Here is a 15657-nt window from a genome sequence, read left to right on the forward strand (position 1 = left end):
ACCATGGAGCCACGGCGATTCATGGTGTTCCGCGCCGCGTTCGCGGGGGTCCCCTACGGAGCCCTGGAGGCGGCCACCCTGAGGATGGAGGAGGGCGTGGGGTGGACCCCGGCCCTGCTGGGCGCCGCGATGGACCTGCGGCGGCTGGCGACCCAGGCCGCGCTCGAAGGACGAGGCCAGTCCGCGGCCCAGGCCTGGCTGTGGACGGCGAGCGCGTACCAGGCGGCGTCCCTGGGGCTGCACCTGGCGGCGGAGGGCATGCCCTGGTGGTCCGGCGCGCTGCGGCTGCGGCACCGGGCGCGGATGGCGTACCGGCGGGCGCTCGCGCTGGAGCCCCGGCTGGGCCGCGCGGTGCGCATTCCCACGCCGCGGGGACCGGTGGGGGGCTACCTGCGCCTGCCGGGGCCCGGGCCCGCGCCCGCGCCCGTGGTGGTGCTGTTCAACGGGCTGGATTCGGTCTGCGAGGTGGAGCTGCACGCCTTCGCGCAGCCGCTGCTGGCGCGAGGACTGGCGGTGCTCGCGGTGGACCTTCCCGCGGCCTTGGGGGTGCGGCCCCGCGCCCCGCTGTTCGAAGTGGAGCAGGTGGCGCCGGCGCTCGCGGACTGGGTCGCGCGTCAGCCCGGGCTCGATGCCCGGGGGGGGCTGGGGGCCCTGGGGGTCAGCTTCGGCGGACACCTGGTGGCGCGGGCGCTGGCGGGGGAGCCGCGATTCGTCGCGGGCGTGGCGGTGTCTCCCAACGCCGTCTTCGATGGGACGCTCATGGCGGTGGAGCGCATGCGCCGGATGCTGGCGTTGTCGTTCAACCTTCGCGACGGGCACCAGCTGGAGGCACTGGCGGCCCGCGTCCACCTGGGCGGGCTGCCGGTGCCGGAAGGGCGGTTGCTGCTGCTCCACATGGAGCAGGACCGGCTCTTCGGGCCCGAGCACGCGGAGGCCTTCTCCTCCTGGGGCCGCGCGCACGTGGACGTGTGGGCCTGGAACGCGGAGCACGTGGGAACCAGCCGTGTGCACGAGTGGCTGCCGCACGCGGCGGACTGGCTGCTGGAACACCTCGAGTCACCGAGCAAGACGTTGGAGCGGAGGGCGAACGCATGGGCGGCACGCGAATGAAGAGTCGAGGCGGTACCTGGGCCGCGGTGCTCTGGGCGCTGGCGGTAGGGCTGGGGTGCGGGGAGGGCTCGCGCAAGACGGAGCCGCGCACAGCTCCGGAGTTGCCCGTTCCCTACTTCCAGGAGTTCGCGCTGGACCACCCCGGCAGCGGTCCCGCCATTGTCGCCGTGGATGAGCAGGACGCGGTCTGGGTGGCATTGGCGAAGACGGGCAAGCTCGCGCGCTTTTCGAACGGGGCACTGGAGGTGTTCCCGTTCGGCCCCGAGAGCCGCCCGGTCGGCGTGGCGGTGGGCGCACCGGGGACTGCGCACGAGGGCGCGGTGTGGGTGGCCGCGAGCTACGACAACAAGCTCATCCGCTTCGACCGGACGACGCGGCAGAAGAAGGAGTTCCCCCTGGAGGGGAAGAACACCTGGCCCTTCAACGTGGCGCTGGGACCGGACGGGACGGTGTGGTTCACCCAGCGCTTCGCGGGGCAGGTCGGGCGGTTGGAGCCTTCTACCGGGACGGTCCGGAACTATCCGTTGCCGAACCGGCAGGCAGGCCCCGCGGGGCTGGCGGTGGACGCGCGCAGCGGCGTGGTCTGGTTCACCGAGGGCTTCACCGACACGGTGGGGCGCCTGGACCCGGCGACGGGGGAGATCCGTGAATGGCGCCTGGGCACGGAGAGCACGGGGGTGGTCAGTGGTCCGGCGGGGCTGGCGGTGGACGCGAAGGGAGGCGTCTGGTTCGCCAAGCTGGAGGGCCGGTTGGGCTACCTGGCGCCAGGCGCGGAGGTGCCCCGCATCATCGACGTGCCCGCGGAGGCGCGGCGGCCGGCCGGCATCGCGGTGGCGCCCTCGGGGGATGTCTGGACGCTCGCGTTGGATGGGAACCTGGCGCTGCGCTACCGGCCCGCCACGGGCGCGTTCACGATGTTCCCCCTCCCCACGGGCGCGCCCGACGTGGAGCCCAGCGTGCCTCCCGCGGCCCGGAGCGCGCGGCCGTTCGGGTTGGGCTTCGACAAGCAGGGCAACCTCTGGTTCTCGGAGCAGTACGCCGGGAAGCTGGGGGTGCTGGACCTGGCGCCGCCCTCCATCCAGGTGCTCTCTCCGGCCGGCGTCGCGGAGGGCGGCCGGACGATGCTGTCGGTGCGCATCACCGACCGCGTCTCCGGGGTGCGTGACGTCGAGTACCGCATCGATGGGGAGCGGGTGACGCCCGTGCAGGGCTTCCTGGAGCTGGTGTCGCTCCAGCCAGGAGCGCATACCCTCACCGTCCATGCCACGGATGGGGCAGGGCAGGCCGCCATGGCCGAGTCCCGCTTCGAGTATCGCCCGGGCCGGCTCGCGCTCCGCTACGCCCTCGCGCGTTTGACGCCCCGGGACCTGGAAGGCAAGCGGGTCCAGGACCGGCTCGTCGCGGAGGCGGAGCAGTTGGGAGAGCAGGACGTCCGCGACGGCCTGGCGCGCATCCAGCGCACCCTGCGGGAGGAGGCGGGCCGCTTCCAGCCGTTTCCGCAGGGGGCGTACCAGGCGCTCGTCGACTCCATGGGAAGGACCTCCGCCGGCCACGTGGAGGTCCGCGTGCTCGACGCGCCCCCCTACTTCGACCGCAAGGAGCTGGTGCTGCGCGCGGGGGACAGTGTGCGGTGGCTGTATGACTCGCCCAACACCGGCCACACGGTCTCCACCGCCACGCACGTGGTCACGGTCGAGGCGGAAGGAAGGACGTTGTCCTCGGGGGTGCTGAAGTCCGGGGACCGCTTCTCCTTCACGTTCGAGCAGCCCGGTCAGTACGTGGTCCGGGCGCCGGAGTCCCCGGACGCGGTGCTGGCGGTGAAGGTGGGGAGGCCATGAGGGCGCTGAAGCAGCTGTTGGACCTGAGCGCCCCCTTCGGTCCCAACCCCGGAGAGCGGGTGCCGGTGCTCCTGGAGCGACTGTCGCACGAGGCGGGGGGCACGCACCTCGCGCAGCTCGTGGGCATGGACCCGTGCTTGTTGGAGGGAGGCCGGGCCTGGGCGAGCGAGCGGATCACCGCCATCACCCACTCGGGAACGCACATGGACGCGCCGTTCCATTACGCCCCCACGGTGGAGGGCCGGCCCGCGCGCACCATCGACGAGATGCCGCTGGACTGGTTCTGGGGCGAGGGCTGCTGTGTCCGCGTCGAGGCGGGGAGCTCCGAGCTCCTGGTCTCGCCGGAAGAGCTGCTCGCCTGGGAGGCGCGCGAGGGCCGCCCGGTCTGCGCGGGGGAGATCGTCCTGTTCCACACCGGCGCTGGCGCGCACTTCGGACAGGAGGGCTACTCGGACCGGGGGCGGGGGCTGTCCGTGGAGCTGGTGCGCCTGCTCGTGGCGCGAGGCGTGCGCGTCTTCGGCACCGATGCGTGGAGCATGGATCCGCCCTACGGCGTGATGCGCCAGCGCCTGGCGAGGTTGGGTCCGGAGTCCGTCTGGGCCGCCCATTTCGTGGGGCGCGAGTTGGAGTTCTGCGTGATGGAGAAGTTGTGCAACCTGGAGCACCTGCCGCCGGCGGGCTTCCGGGTCGCGTGCTTCCCCATCAAGGTGCATCGGGGGAGCGCGGGGTGGGTGCGCCCCGTGGCCTTCCTGGAGCCGGTGGATGCGCCATGAACTCCAGGGGGATGCTCGCGCTCCTGGTGGGCGCATGGCTGTCAGGGGCGGCGCAGGCCGGCGCCAAGGACGCGACCCGCAGCGCACCAGGGGCAGGCGCCGCGCTGTACCGCGAGCGGTGCCAGGGCTGCCACGTGCCCCGGCCTCCAGGGACGGGGGACCTGCTCGACGTGGAGCGGACCCAGGGGCCGGACCTGTCCCACGCGGGCTCGCGGCTGCGGCCCGCGTGGGTGGAGTCCTGGCTGCAAGCGCCCACGCGCGTGCGCCCCGCTGGCTGGCTGCCCTACCGCTACGTGGTGCCCACCGCGGACGGAGACCGGGTGGACCCGGCCCTGCTGCCCGCGCACCCGGTGCTGTCGGCGGCGGACGCGAAGGCGGTCAGCACGTATCTGGCGGGCCTCAAGCGCGAGCTCAATCCACACCCGGTCGCGGAGCCCAACGGCGCCATCCGCGCGCAGGTGCACTTCTACAAGCTGCTGCCATGCGGGGGGTGCCACCAGGCAAGACCCGGACAGGGGGGCGTCTCCGGGCCGGAGCTGTTCTCCGCGGGGGCGCGGCTGGAGCGCGAGTGGATGGAGGCCTACATCTCCGAGCCCGGCTACTGGCTGCGGACCCTGATGCCGCGAGCGGATGCCCGCGGTGATCAGATCGCCGCCATCGTCGACTACCTTGTCCAGCCATCCTCCCCCGCGCCGACCTTGTCCCCCGAGCCGCCCGGAGCGCGGGTCGCGGCGGAGGCCGTGCCCGAGCCGAAGGGGCGCGCGGCCAGGCTGTACCGGTTGTTGTGCTCGCAGTGCCACGGCGTGCGTGGAGATGGGCGGGGCATCAATGCACGCCAGCTGTTCGTCCCGCCCCGCAACCACCGCTCGAAGCAGGAGATGGAGATGCTCACCCGGGAGGGCGTCATCACCGCCATCCGCTCCGGGGGGAGCGCGGTGGGCAAGTCATCCCTGATGCCAGCCTGGGGCTCGGTCCTGGACCGGCCCGACATCGAGCGGCTCGCGGACTACGTCATGAAGTTGAGCGGGGGGACCCCCCTCCCGGGAGAAGACACCCAGCCATGAACCCGAAGCGTCGTCGCGTCGTCATCACAGGAGTGGGGCCCGTTTCCCCGGTGGGCGTGGGGCGGCGGGATTTCTGGAACAGCATCCGCGAGGGCCGCAGCGGAACGACCGCGCTGACCGGCTTGCCGGGGGCCTTCCCCGTCGAGACCCTGCGCTCGCGGGTGGTGGGGCGCATTCCGGATGCGCTGTTGCCGGAGGACGCGCGGCGCCACACCGACCGCCGCGGGCTCCTGGCGGAGGTGGCGCTGGACCTGGCGCTGGCGGACGCCCGGCTGCGCGACGTGCGAGGCCTCCGCTCCGCGCTCGTCATGGGGAACGCGGTGGGAGCCCCCATCGACGTCGAGGCCGCCTTCCTGCGCAGGGCGCGTGGCGAAGCGGCCCATGAGCCGCCCGCCGCACTGCACCGGCGGTTGTCCTTCCACACCGTCGCGGATGAGCTGGCGGCGCGCTGTGGCTGCGAGGGGCTCGTGCTCACCGTGTCCACGGGCTGCACGGCCTCGCTGGATGCCATCAGCGCGGCGTACGACCTGGTGCGCACGGGCGTCGCGGACGTGGCGCTCACGGGCTCCGCGGAGGCGCCCCTCACGCCCATGGTCTTCGCGTCTTTCGACGTCATTGGCGCCACCACCCGCCGCAATGACATTCCCACCGCCGCATCCCGCCCCTTCGACCGCCACCGCGACGGCTTCGTCCTGGCGGAAGGGGCGGCCCTGCTCGTGCTCGAGGAGCGGGAGCACGCCCTGTCGCGTGGCGCTCCCATCCTCGCGGAGGTGACAGGCTTTGCCTCCTCCAGCAATGCCTATCACATGACAAACCTGGCGGCTGACGGTCAGTCCCTGGCGCACTGTCTGCGCCTGGCGCTGGCGGACGCGAACCTGCCGCCGGACGCCGTGGACCACGTCAGCGCGCATGGCAGCTCCACCCCCCAGAACGACCTGTGCGAGACCAACGCCATCAAGGCCGTGTTGGGGGCCCATGCTCACGCCATCACGGTCAATTCGCTCAAGTCGATGCTGGGCCATGCCCTGGGGGCTTCGAACGCGCTGGAGGTGAGCGCCTGCGCGCTTTCCCTGCACCACCAATTCCATTTCCCCACCCTCAACCTGGATGAGCCAGGGGAGGGCTGCGACCTGGACTACCTGGCGCGGCGGGGACGGCCCGCGGCATGCGCCCATCTGGTGAAGCTGAGCAATGGCTTCTCCGGCATCCATTCCGCGCTGGTCATGGCGGCGGTCTGAGGCGATGCGCTCCCACTTCGTCAAGGCCGTGCTGCTGGTGTGCACCACGTTCTGGGCGCTGGGGGGCCGGGCCCCTGCGTCCGCCCAGCCTCCTCCCAGCAATCCTCCGGTGCTGGAAGAGTCCCTGGAGGAGACCCTCCCGCCCCCGTCCGCCCGGCTGGACCTGCTGCGGACGAAGCTCAAGCCCAAGCTGGAGAACGGTCAGCCCGTCTGGGAATACGAGCTGGTGGTGAGCGAGCGCAAGCTGCGGCTGGTGGACGGGACCCCGTACAAGGTCTGGGCCTTCAACGGGAGCATCCCCGGGCCCACGCTGGTGGCACGGGAGGGAGACCGGGTTCGGATCCGCCTGGTGAACGAGACCTCCAACCCCCATTCCCTGCACTCCCACGGACTGTGGGTGCCGCACCGGATGGATGGTGCCCCGCATCCGCATCCGCCGGGCCACTCGCACCAGGAGCCGGAGCTGCCCCCCTGGGCGAACCCGGTGCCTCCGGGGCAGAGCTATACGTACGAATACATCGCGCGGCCCGCTGGCACGCATTGGTATCACTGCCACGTCAACACCAACGAGCACCTGGACCGGGGGATGAGCGGGGCGCTCATCATCCTGCCCCGCACGGCGGAGCCGCCAGTGGACCAGGACCTGGTGCTGCTCCTCGACGAGTGGAACCGGGACTTCGCGGACCTGGGCGTCCCGGGGCAGCCGAGGGACATGGGCCACTACGACATCTTCACGCTCAATGGCCGTTCCTATCCCGAGACGGAGTCGTTCCAGGTGCGGGTGGGGGATGTCGTGCGGGTGCGCTTCATCAATGCCGGGGCCCTGTCCCACTCCATGCACCTGCACGGCCATGAGTTCCTGGTCACGCACAAGGATGGACAGCCATTGACCGACCCCGCGCTGATGGACACGGTGACGGTGGGGCCTGGGGAGCGGGTGGACATCGTCTTCGTGGCGAACAACCCGGGGGACTGGCCGCTGCATTGTCACGCCTCCCCGCACGTGACGAACGCGGGGCGCTATCCGGGCGGGATGATGGCGCACTTCCGGGTGGGTCCCGAGCGCTTCCCGCGCCAGGGGGAGGGACCGGTTGGACCCGGGATCCGGAGCCTGCGCGAGGCGTGGCGGCTGTCCGCCGTGAAGGCCTTGAAGGTGGACGTGGAGCGCGCTCCCGCGCCGTGAGCGGCCGCGGGGGAGGCGCTCCTGGCGCGGCTCCAGGTCGCGGCGGGAAGTTCCTCGTATCAACCCGGCACGGGAATGGCTGGGGAGAAACGCTCTGGCAATGACGCCCGGCGCGGGTGCCGGAGAGCTCGGGCAACGCCGAATCGAAGAGCCTCATGGAAATGGTTGGTCGCAGTCCGGAGCACCTGCGGGTGCTCGAGCAGTTGGCGAAGGTCGCCCCCACCCAGACGGAGGTGTTGATCACCGGGCCAACGGGAGTGGGCAAGGAGCGGTATGCGCGCTACCTGCACGAGCGCAGCCACCAGCGCGGCTTGTTCGTCGCGATCAACTGCGGGGCCCTGCCTTCGGAGTTGCTGGAGAACGAGCTGTTCGGACATGTGTCAGGGGCCTTCACCGGCGCGCGGCCCACCAGCGAGGGATTGGTGGCGAGCGCGGAGGCCGGAACGCTCTTCCTGGATGAGGTGGATTCGCTGGCCCTGGCGAGTCAGGTGAAATTGCTGCGCTTCATCCAGGAGCGTGAGTACCGCAGGCTGGGGGAGAGCCGGATGCGGCGCGCGGACGTGCGCATCGTCGCGGCGACCAACGGGGACCTGCTGGAGGCCGTCCGCAAGGGGGCCTTTCGCTCGGACCTGTACTTCCGGCTCCGGGTGGTGCCCGTCAGGGTTCCGCCCCTGCGGGAGCGGCCTGCCGACATTCTTCCCCTGCTGAGGGCTTTCACCGAACACTACGCACGGGCCTACCGGCTCTCCGCCGTCGAGTATTCGCCGCGCACGATGAAGTGGTTCCATGAGTATTCCTGGCCCGGAAACGCACGCGAACTGGAGAATGTGGTCCGCTACCTCACGGCGCTCCAGCTGGACAGGCCCGTGGAGCCCGGCGACGTGGACCTGTTGGACCCGGAGTCCGGCCCGCAGGACGAACTGCCTGGAATCCGTCTGGATTTGAGCTTCCAGCGCGCCAAACGTGACCTGATTGACCATTTCGAGCGGCGCTACATCACCGAGGCGCTACGGCGGCACCGCGGCAATATCTCCCAGGCGGCCCGGGCCAGCGGAAAAGCCAGGCGGGCCTTCTTCGAGCTGATGCGAAAGCATGGCATCCATGGCGGAGATGCCCGGTGAGGTGCTCCCTGTCTGGATTGACGTTGCAGGTTGGGTTGGTCTATTCCTGCCTTTCGTGAACAAGAGGACTGTCATGTGGATTGCTGGCGTGCTGGGCTCGCTGGTGGGCCTGATTGGCATCGTGGCTGTCGTTGGAATGGCCTTGCCTCGCGAACATGTCGCTACGCGGAGCATCGTCCTGAAGCAGCGGCCGGGTGAGGTGTGGCCGGTGGTCGCGGACATCGCGGAGTGGCCCTCCTGGAACAAGAATCTCAAGCGCGTGGAGCGGCTGGCGGACAGGGAGGGCCGGACGGTCTATCTGGTGGAGGACTCGAACGGCGCGCTGCCCTCCGAGGTGCTGCAGGTGACCCCTCCGCCGGGCGCGATGCTGGTGACGCGCATCGCGGACCCCGACCTGCCCTTCGGAGGGACGTGGACGTGGACGGTGGCCCCCGAAGGGGAGGGCTGTCGCGTGTCCATCACGGAGAATGGTTCGGTGTCCAACCCCGTCTTCCGCTTCGTGTCACGCTTCGTGATGGGGCATCACCGCAACATGGATTCGTACCTGAAGGAGCTGGGCCGCAGGTTTGGTGAGGCCGTGCAGCCCGCTTGATGCGGTGGGAGGTCCAGATGGGGTCCGAGGCGAGGTGCGAAGCTTCCTTCCAGGGGCAGTCCGGTGAGGGACGGGCCTACCTTGAGAGCGAGGGGTTGAGCTTCAGGGGCGACGTGCGTTTCAACATCCCCGTGAAGAGCGTGCTCAAGGTGCACGTGGTCGCGGGGGCGTTGAAGGTGACCACGGCCGAGGGCGTGGCGAGTCTCGAGCTGGGGCAGGAGCTGGCGGAGAAGTGGGCCCACAAGCTGCTCAATCCCCGGAGCCTCCTGGACAAACTGGGGGTCAAGGCCGGGCAGAAGGTCTGCACGCTGGGGGTGAAGGACGCGGCCTTCCGGGAGGAGTTGACGGCGAAGCTGGGGGCTGCCCCGTCCAACCGGGTGCTCAAGGACAGCGACCTGCTCTTCTTCGCGGTGGAGACCGCGGAGGACCTGGAGCGGCTGACGGCGCTTCAGCAGGGCATCAAGCGCGACGGAGCCATCTGGATCATCCGGCCCAAGGGCAAGGCGTCCCGGTTGTCCGACGGGGAGGTCCTCCGCGCCGCCAAGGCCAGCGGGCTCACCGTGGTGAAGGTGGCGAAGTTCTCCGAGACGTACACGGCGGAGAAGCTCGTCATCCCCGTGGCCCAGCGGTAGGCGCCGCGGGCGGGGGTGGCTGAAGGCGGCCGTCAGGCCTTCAGAGGCGCATGCGCGCGGCCAGCTCGCGCTGCTGCACCTGGCCCTTCTCGAAGACGAGCTCCAGCAGGGCGCGGAGGATTTTCGAGCTCTTCTCCTGGTTCTGCTGCACCGTCTGCAGGCGGGCCAGGTCCTCCTCCGTCCACTCGCTGGTGGGCGTGCCGCCCGCGAGGATTTCATCCAGGATGTCCGCGGCGCTGGAGCTCGCGGCGGCGGGCGCGGGGGCGGCGCGCGCGGCGGGAGCCGGGGCGGCGGCGGGAGGCGGGGCGGCGTTCGGGTCGACGATGTCGCTGATGCGCTTGACGACCGTCTTGCCGCTCATGTCCACGACCTTGAACTCCTCCTCCTCGGGGAGCTCGCCCGCGTCCTGCTGCTTCGCCGTGTCGGGCTTGAAGCGCTTCTTCTCCACCGGCTCCTGGCCCCGGTAGTGGCGCAGGATGGCGTGCTCGATTTCTCGGTCGCCCGCCACCATGGGGACCACACGGGCGCGGCTGCGCGCCGCGACCTGGTCCAGCGTGGCCAGGTCCGTGGGGTCGGACATCGCCAGGACCAGCGTCTTCCCGTTGTCCTTCAGCTGCACGGGGAAGATGCCCTTCTGCTCCGCCAGGCCCACGTCCACGCGCGCGAGCGCGGCCGGGTCCTTGGTCAGGTTGCCCAGCTGCACGCGCGGCATTCCCAGGCCCTGGCAGATGGCCTGGGTGATGGTCTCCTCGGACGCCAGCCCCAGGTCCGCGACGACGCGGGACACGCGTCCGCCCCACTGGTCCAACGACGCGAGCGCGCTGCGTAGCTGCAACTCGTCGATGACGCGCGCCTTGACGAGGATGTCCGCGATGCGATTCCGGGAAGGGGGAGCCATGGGGTGGGGATTCTAGCGTCTGATGGCGCGGACGCTCAGTCCACGTCACTGAACATGCCTGGAAGGCGTGGGGACCATGCCTCGAGGGCAAGGAGGCCTGGACCATGCAGCCGTTCGCGGACGCCGCCACCCAGCTGTGCCCCTATTGCGGTGAAGAGGTCGAAGTCGACGTGGACTCGCTGGGCGCCTCCTCCGAGTCCTACGTGGAGGACTGCCCCGTCTGCTGCCGGCCCTGGCAGGTGCGCGTCACCCGGGACGAGGACGGCGCCCTCGTCACGCTCGGCCGCGACGACGACTGAGCGGCCGGACCGTGGCCCGCTGGCAGGAGGGCAGGCAGGCGGGCCCGGAGCCGCTTTACGAAGGCTCCAGGCCGCGCGGGGGCGTTGCTTGACACGTCCCGAAGCATGGTTCTCTTGAGTCTTGTGAGGCGCTGCCGGGCGCCCTCGGAAACGAGGTCCCGGCCGCCCGCTTCAACAACGACCGTGAACCCGCACAACGTGCGTCCCCAGGGGCGTCACGAACAGGAGAAGACCATGCTGAACGCTCGCCATCCCTTCAACAACGCCGCCATCACCCACCCGCTGCTGCGCGACTTCGACTTCCTCTTCCGCGAGCTGGCCTCGCCGGGCGTCCGCAACGACGCCGAGCGCACCGTCACGCCCGCGGCGGACATCGTGGAGGCCGAGTCCGGCATCACGCTGCGCGTGGACCTGCCGGGCCATGACGCCAAGGCCATCCAGGTGAAGGTGGAAGACGGCGTGCTGACCGTTCGCTCCGAGCGCAAGGAGGAGACGCTGCCGGAGGGCAGCACCCTGCGCCGCCAGGAGCGCGCCTCGGGCGTGTACGCACGCCAGTTCCGCCTGCCGGAGACGGTGGACGCGGCCCGCGTGGAGGCCCGCTACGACAATGGCGTGCTCACCCTCACCCTGCCGCGCCGCGAGGAGACCAAGCCCCGCGTCGTCGAGGTGAAGGTCCAGGGTTGATGCCCATGCATCAACACCCCATCAGGGAGGCCGCTGCCCTCGCTGCGGCGAGGCGCGGCGACTCCCGCAAGCAGCCCTGCGACCCGAGGGCTTCCGCGGTGGCCGGCGGAAGCCCCCGTCCCCTTACTTGCGAGCAGCGCTGGTGTTGAGCGCCAGCGGCACCCGGAACAGCTCCATCACCTGCGTGACGTCCAGCGGCTTGGCCAGGCACGCCACCGCGCCGGCCTGCTTGGACTGCTCCACGACGTCGGGCGTGTGATTGCTCGTCATGGTGATGAGGCGCACGCCCTCCATCTGCTTGCGCGCGCGGATGCGCTTGCAGACCTCGATGCCGTCGATGTCCGGCATGTTGAGGTCGATGATCATCCCGTGCGGCTTCTGCTCCGACACCAGCAGCAGCGCCTCCACGCCGCTCGTGGTCGTCTGGAGCTCCACCTGGTTCGCGTGCGGCTTGAACGCGCGCTTGATGGCGTCCAGCACCGGGCGCTCGTCGTCCACGACCAGCAGGCGCACCGTGCTGCTGCCCAGCTCCTCGGGCACGGGCATCTGGTGGGTGACCAGGAAGGTGCGCAGGTCCGTCGAACGCACCCGGCGGTGGCCACCCGGAGTCCGGAAGGCCATCAGGATGCCGCGGTCAATCCACTTGCTCACCGTCGACGGGTCCACCTGAAGCAACCGACTGATGTCGTGCGTCGTGTAGAGCTGGTCCGTCATCGCCGTACTCCCCTCGGACTGCATCGTTCCACTAGCCATGGAAATAAACACCTACCTTGAATGCGGGGTTTGATCAACCCACCCTACGAAGTGCTGCGTTTCCCTGTGGTTCTCATCAGTCCGACGGCGTCTTCCCAACGACCACTGGCACGGAGGCACAGCTCCACGAGCTCCCGGGCGGCTCCGTGACCGCCCACGTTCTGGGTAACGAAGTCCGCTTCCTGGCGCACCTCTGGAACGGCATCCGCGGGACAGGCGGAAAGCCCTGAGAGCGACAGGGGGTCCAGGTCATTGAGGTCGTCTCCCATGTACGCGCACTGGTTCGCGGGTATTTGGAGCTGATCAAGCAATTCAAGGAGTGCGGGACCCTTCTCCTTGCGGCCCTGGAAGATGGCGGCGAGGCCCAATTCTCGGCCTCGGGCCTCCACGATGCGGGACGAGCGCGCGGTGAGGATGGCGGCGGGCAGGCCCACCAGCCGGGCCATGACGAGCGCATGGCCGTCCTTCACGTTGAAGCGCTTCATCACCTCGCCGTTGTCGCCGTAGTACAGGGCGCCGTCGGTGAGGACGCCATCCACGTCGAACACGAGCAGCCGCACGCGCGACGCACGGGACGTCAGCTCTTCCTTGCCCGGCTTGGAAGGCGCTTCCGTCTGCATGGCCTCCCCACCTTTCGCGTCCATCAACTGGCTTCGTGACCCAGCGCGCGGCGGATGCTGAGCACATCTCGTACCACGTCCTCGAACATCTGTGGATTGAGCGAGCACGGACCGTCACACAGGGCACGATCGGGGTCTTCGTGGACTTCTGTGAATAAAGCGTCAATCCCGGCGGCGGCGGCGCTGCGGGCGAGCAGCGAGACGAACTTCCGCTCACCGCCCGTCTTTCCGTCGCTGGAGGAGGGGAGCTGGACCGCGTGGGTCGCGTCCATGCAGACCACGAGGCCGGCCTCGCGCATCTGGGCGAAGCCGCGCATGTCCACGACGAGGTTGTTGTAGCCGAAGGAGGAGCCCCGCTCGGTGACGAGCACGTTGGGGTTGCCCGCCTCCACGGCCTTGCGCGCCGAGTGGACGATGTCCTTGGGGGCCACGAACTGTCCCTTCTTCAAGTTCACCCCCTTGCCCGAGCGGGCCACCGCCTCCACGAGGTCCGTCTGCCGGCACAGGAACGCCGGTATCTGGATGATATCCACGACTTCAGCGGCAGGCCCGACGTGGCTGGTTTCGTGGACGTCCGTGAGAACGGGCACTCCCACCTCCCGTCGCACGCGGTCCAGGATTCTCAGACCTTCCTTCAAACCCGGCCCACGGAAGGACTTGCCGCTGGTCCGGTTGGCCTTGTCATAGGAACATTTGAAGGCATACGGGACGCCCAGCCGGGTGGTGATGCCCTTGAGGAGGTGGGCGTGGCGCAGGGCCATCTCCTCGGACTCGATGCTGTCCGGGCCGGCGATGACGAAGAGGCGCTGGCCGGGGCCGACCTTGTGGCCGCACAGCTCGATGGAGGGGGTGTTGCTCATGAACGCACCGGGCCCTGGCTCCGGGTGGCGTCCCGCTGGGCGAGCGCCGCGCCGATGAAGCCGGAGAAGAGGGGGTGGGGGGCGAAGGGCTTGCTCTTGAACTCGGGGTGGAACTGGCAGCCGACGAAGTACGGGTGGTCCGTCAGTTCGATCATCTCCACCAGGTTCAGCTCCGGGTTGTGGCCGGAGATGACGAGCCCGGCCTCCTGGAGGCGGCCGCGGTAGGCGTTGTTGACCTCGTAGCGGTGGCGGTGGCGCTCCTGGATGGAGTCCTGGCCGTAGAGCCTGTGCGCGACGGTGCCGGGCTTGAGGGCGCACGCGTAGCTGCCCAGGCGCATGGTGCCTCCCTTGTCCTGCACCTTCACCTGGCTCTCCATGAGCGTCACCACCGGGTGGGCGGTGTGCTCGTCGAACTCCAGGCTGTTGGCGCCCTTGAGGCCCAGCACGGTGCGGCTGAACTCCACCACGGCCATCTGGAGGCCCAGGCAGATGCCGAAGAAGGGGAGCTTGTTCTCACGCGCGTAGCGGACCGCGGCGATCTTCCCCTCCGTGCCGCGCACGCCGAAGCCGCCGGGCACGAGCACCGCGTCCACGCCCGCGAGCGTCTTCTCCGGCCCCTGCGCCTCCACGTCCTGGCTGTCCACGAAGCGCAGCTTCACGCGCACGTCGTTGGCGATGCCGCCGTGGAGCAGGGACTCGTTGAGGCTCTTGTAGCTCTCCGTGAGGTTCACGTACTTGCCCACGATGGCGACGGTGACCTCGCCGCGCGCGGGCTCGTAGATCTTCCGGGTGATGGTCTCCCACTTCTCCAGGTGGGGCGCGCGGCTCCAGATGTTGAGCACCTCCGCGAGCCGCTCATCCAGGCCCTGGCGGTGCAGCTCCAGGGGCAGCTCGTAGATGCTGCGCACGTCCGGGGACGTGAACACGTTGCCGTTGTCCACGTTGCAGAACATGGCGATCTTGTCCTTCAGCTCGCGCGAGATCTCCCGGTCGGTGCGGCACAGGAGGAAGTCCGGCTGGATGCCAATCTCGCGCAGCTTCATCACCGAGTGCTGCGTGGGCTTGGTCTTCACCTCACCCGCGGCGCCGATGTACGGCAGCAGCGTCAGGTGGATGTAGACGGCGTTCTGGCTGCCCACGTCGTAGCGCATCTGGCGGATGGCCTCGAGGAAGGGCAGCGACTCGATGTCGCCCACCGTCCCGCCGACCTCCACGATGACGACGTCCACGTCCTGGGAGGCCTGGCGGATGCTGGCCTTGATCTCATCCGTGATGTGCGGAATCACCTGGACGGTCTTGCCCAGGTACTCGCCGCGGCGTTCCTTGGTGATGACCGCGTTGTAGATGCGGCCGGAGGTGAAGTTGTTGAGGCGGCTCATCCTCGCGTGGGTGAACCGCTCGTAGTGGCCCAGGTCCATGTCGGTCTCGCCACCGTCCTCGGTGACGAAGACCTCGCCGTGCTGGAAGGGGCTCATCGTGCCCGGATCCACGTTGATGTACGGATCCAGCTTGATGAGCGTGATGTCCAGCCCGCGGTTCTCGAGGAGGGCGCCAATGGATGCGGAGGCCAGTCCCTTCCCCAGCGAGCTGACCACGCCGCCCGTCACGAAGATGAACTTGGTTTTCTTGGAGCGCATGTCCCTTCCTGCCAAGAGGGCCAGGAGGCGTCAAATATTCTCTGACGCACGGACGGCCGGCTGGCCTCAACCCACGAGGTCCGTCCTTCACTGTGCGTCCCAACCCCCGGGCCGGGCGACGGCGAACTGCTGGGCGGTGGGCTGGCCCACGCGGAACTGGCGCAGGGCACATCCCCGGCAACTCCAGCCTTCCCAGCCTTTCTTCACGACCTGGTGCAGGCAGGCGTCGTAGTTGGGACAAAAAAGATTGCGCTGGTCGTCCACCATCTCTTCGTCACGGAGGGCGGAAGGCAGTGGGATGGGGCACGGCGTGATGGACACGGGAGTATCTCCGGCAGGCGACCCCGACGGTCGT

Annotated in this window: 17 protein-coding genes; 11 read left to right on the forward strand and 6 right to left on the reverse strand. The window is 69.6% G+C overall.

Translation table 11 applies throughout. The features are described 5' to 3' along the window. Window positions 1-3: 3 nt before the first annotated feature. The 9 genes from KYK13_RS04985 to KYK13_RS05025 all read left to right on the forward strand — a co-directional run bounded on the left by KYK13_RS04985 (window position 4) and on the right by KYK13_RS05025 (window position 9551). Window positions 4-1110: an alpha/beta hydrolase gene (locus KYK13_RS04985; RefSeq protein WP_223642375.1), complete on the forward strand. Its 1107-nt coding sequence runs from the start codon at window positions 4-6 to the stop codon at window positions 1108-1110. Beyond that, window positions 1107-2948 carry a hypothetical protein gene (locus KYK13_RS04990; RefSeq protein WP_223642377.1) on the forward strand — a complete coding sequence of 614 codons (1842 nt, stop codon included), beginning with the start codon at window positions 1107-1109 and terminating at the stop codon, window positions 2946-2948. Before KYK13_RS04985 ends, KYK13_RS04990 begins: the two co-directional genes overlap by 4 nt. Continuing rightward, window positions 2945-3721, forward strand: coding sequence for a cyclase family protein (locus KYK13_RS04995; RefSeq protein WP_223642379.1), 777 nt, complete (start codon window positions 2945-2947; stop codon window positions 3719-3721). The genes KYK13_RS04990 and KYK13_RS04995 overlap by 4 nt, the downstream gene beginning before the upstream one ends. Next, window positions 3718-4785: a cytochrome c gene (locus KYK13_RS05000; RefSeq protein WP_223642380.1), complete on the forward strand. Its 1068-nt coding sequence runs from the start codon at window positions 3718-3720 to the stop codon at window positions 4783-4785. The genes KYK13_RS04995 and KYK13_RS05000 overlap by 4 nt, the downstream gene beginning before the upstream one ends. After that, window positions 4782-6023 carry a beta-ketoacyl synthase gene (locus KYK13_RS05005; protein ID WP_223642382.1) on the forward strand — a complete coding sequence of 414 codons (1242 nt, stop codon included), beginning with the start codon at window positions 4782-4784 and terminating at the stop codon, window positions 6021-6023. Before KYK13_RS05000 ends, KYK13_RS05005 begins: the two co-directional genes overlap by 4 nt. A gap of 4 nt (window positions 6024-6027) precedes the next feature. Further along, the gene (locus tag KYK13_RS05010; RefSeq protein ID WP_223642384.1) at window positions 6028-7206 is read left to right on the forward strand and encodes a multicopper oxidase family protein; all 1179 of its coding nucleotides are present in this window, start codon (window positions 6028-6030) and stop codon (window positions 7204-7206) included. A gap of 161 nt (window positions 7207-7367) precedes the next feature. Then, on the forward strand, window positions 7368-8327 hold the full coding sequence (locus KYK13_RS05015; RefSeq protein ID WP_223642386.1) for a sigma 54-interacting transcriptional regulator: 960 nt from the start codon (window positions 7368-7370) through the stop codon (window positions 8325-8327). A gap of 73 nt (window positions 8328-8400) precedes the next feature. Next, window positions 8401-8919, forward strand: coding sequence for an SRPBCC family protein (locus tag KYK13_RS05020; RefSeq protein WP_223642387.1), 519 nt, complete (start codon window positions 8401-8403; stop codon window positions 8917-8919). A 95-nt stretch (window positions 8920-9014) separates the two neighbouring features. Then, the gene (locus KYK13_RS05025; RefSeq protein WP_223642388.1) at window positions 9015-9551 is read left to right on the forward strand and encodes a DUF3052 family protein; all 537 of its coding nucleotides are present in this window, start codon (window positions 9015-9017) and stop codon (window positions 9549-9551) included. Window positions 9552-9591: 40 nt separating this feature from the next. Here the strand turns inward: KYK13_RS05025 and KYK13_RS05030 are convergent, their stop codons facing one another. Then, window positions 9592-10449, reverse strand: coding sequence for a general secretion pathway protein GspE (locus tag KYK13_RS05030; RefSeq protein ID WP_223642389.1), 858 nt, complete (start codon window positions 10447-10449; stop codon window positions 9592-9594). 104 nt (window positions 10450-10553) lie between these two features. Here KYK13_RS05030 and KYK13_RS05035 point away from each other — a divergent pair, with 104 nt between their 5' ends. Then, window positions 10554-10748 (forward strand): CPXCG motif-containing cysteine-rich protein, encoded by a 195-nt coding sequence (locus tag KYK13_RS05035; protein ID WP_223642390.1) that lies wholly within the window; start codon window positions 10554-10556, stop codon window positions 10746-10748. 234 nt (window positions 10749-10982) lie between these two features. Continuing rightward, window positions 10983-11432, forward strand: coding sequence for an Hsp20/alpha crystallin family protein (locus KYK13_RS05040; RefSeq protein WP_223642391.1), 450 nt, complete (start codon window positions 10983-10985; stop codon window positions 11430-11432). Between the two features lie 123 nt (window positions 11433-11555). Here KYK13_RS05040 and KYK13_RS05045 read toward each other — a convergent pair whose 3' ends face one another. From KYK13_RS05045 to KYK13_RS05065, 5 genes are all read right to left on the reverse strand, one after another. Next, on the reverse strand, window positions 11556-12185 hold the full coding sequence (locus KYK13_RS05045) for a response regulator (RefSeq protein WP_043321054.1): 630 nt from the start codon (window positions 12183-12185) through the stop codon (window positions 11556-11558). 44 nt (window positions 12186-12229) lie between these two features. Next, window positions 12230-12805: an HAD family hydrolase gene (locus KYK13_RS05050; protein ID WP_223642392.1), complete on the reverse strand. Its 576-nt coding sequence runs from the start codon at window positions 12803-12805 to the stop codon at window positions 12230-12232. Window positions 12806-12828: 23 nt separating this feature from the next. Continuing rightward, window positions 12829-13665: a 3-deoxy-8-phosphooctulonate synthase gene (gene kdsA, locus KYK13_RS05055; protein ID WP_223642394.1), complete on the reverse strand. Its 837-nt coding sequence runs from the start codon at window positions 13663-13665 to the stop codon at window positions 12829-12831. Beyond that, the gene (locus KYK13_RS05060) at window positions 13662-15302 is read right to left on the reverse strand and encodes a CTP synthase (protein WP_223642396.1); all 1641 of its coding nucleotides are present in this window, start codon (window positions 15300-15302) and stop codon (window positions 13662-13664) included. Before KYK13_RS05060 ends, kdsA begins: the two co-directional genes overlap by 4 nt. Before the next feature lie 87 nt (window positions 15303-15389). After that, window positions 15390-15623, reverse strand: coding sequence for a hypothetical protein (locus KYK13_RS05065; RefSeq protein ID WP_223642398.1), 234 nt, complete (start codon window positions 15621-15623; stop codon window positions 15390-15392). Window positions 15624-15657: the final 34 nt, after the last annotated feature.

Origin of the sequence: Corallococcus sp. EGB (genome assembly GCF_019968905.1) — a bacterium.
Classification (GTDB): domain Bacteria; phylum Myxococcota; class Myxococcia; order Myxococcales; family Myxococcaceae; genus Corallococcus.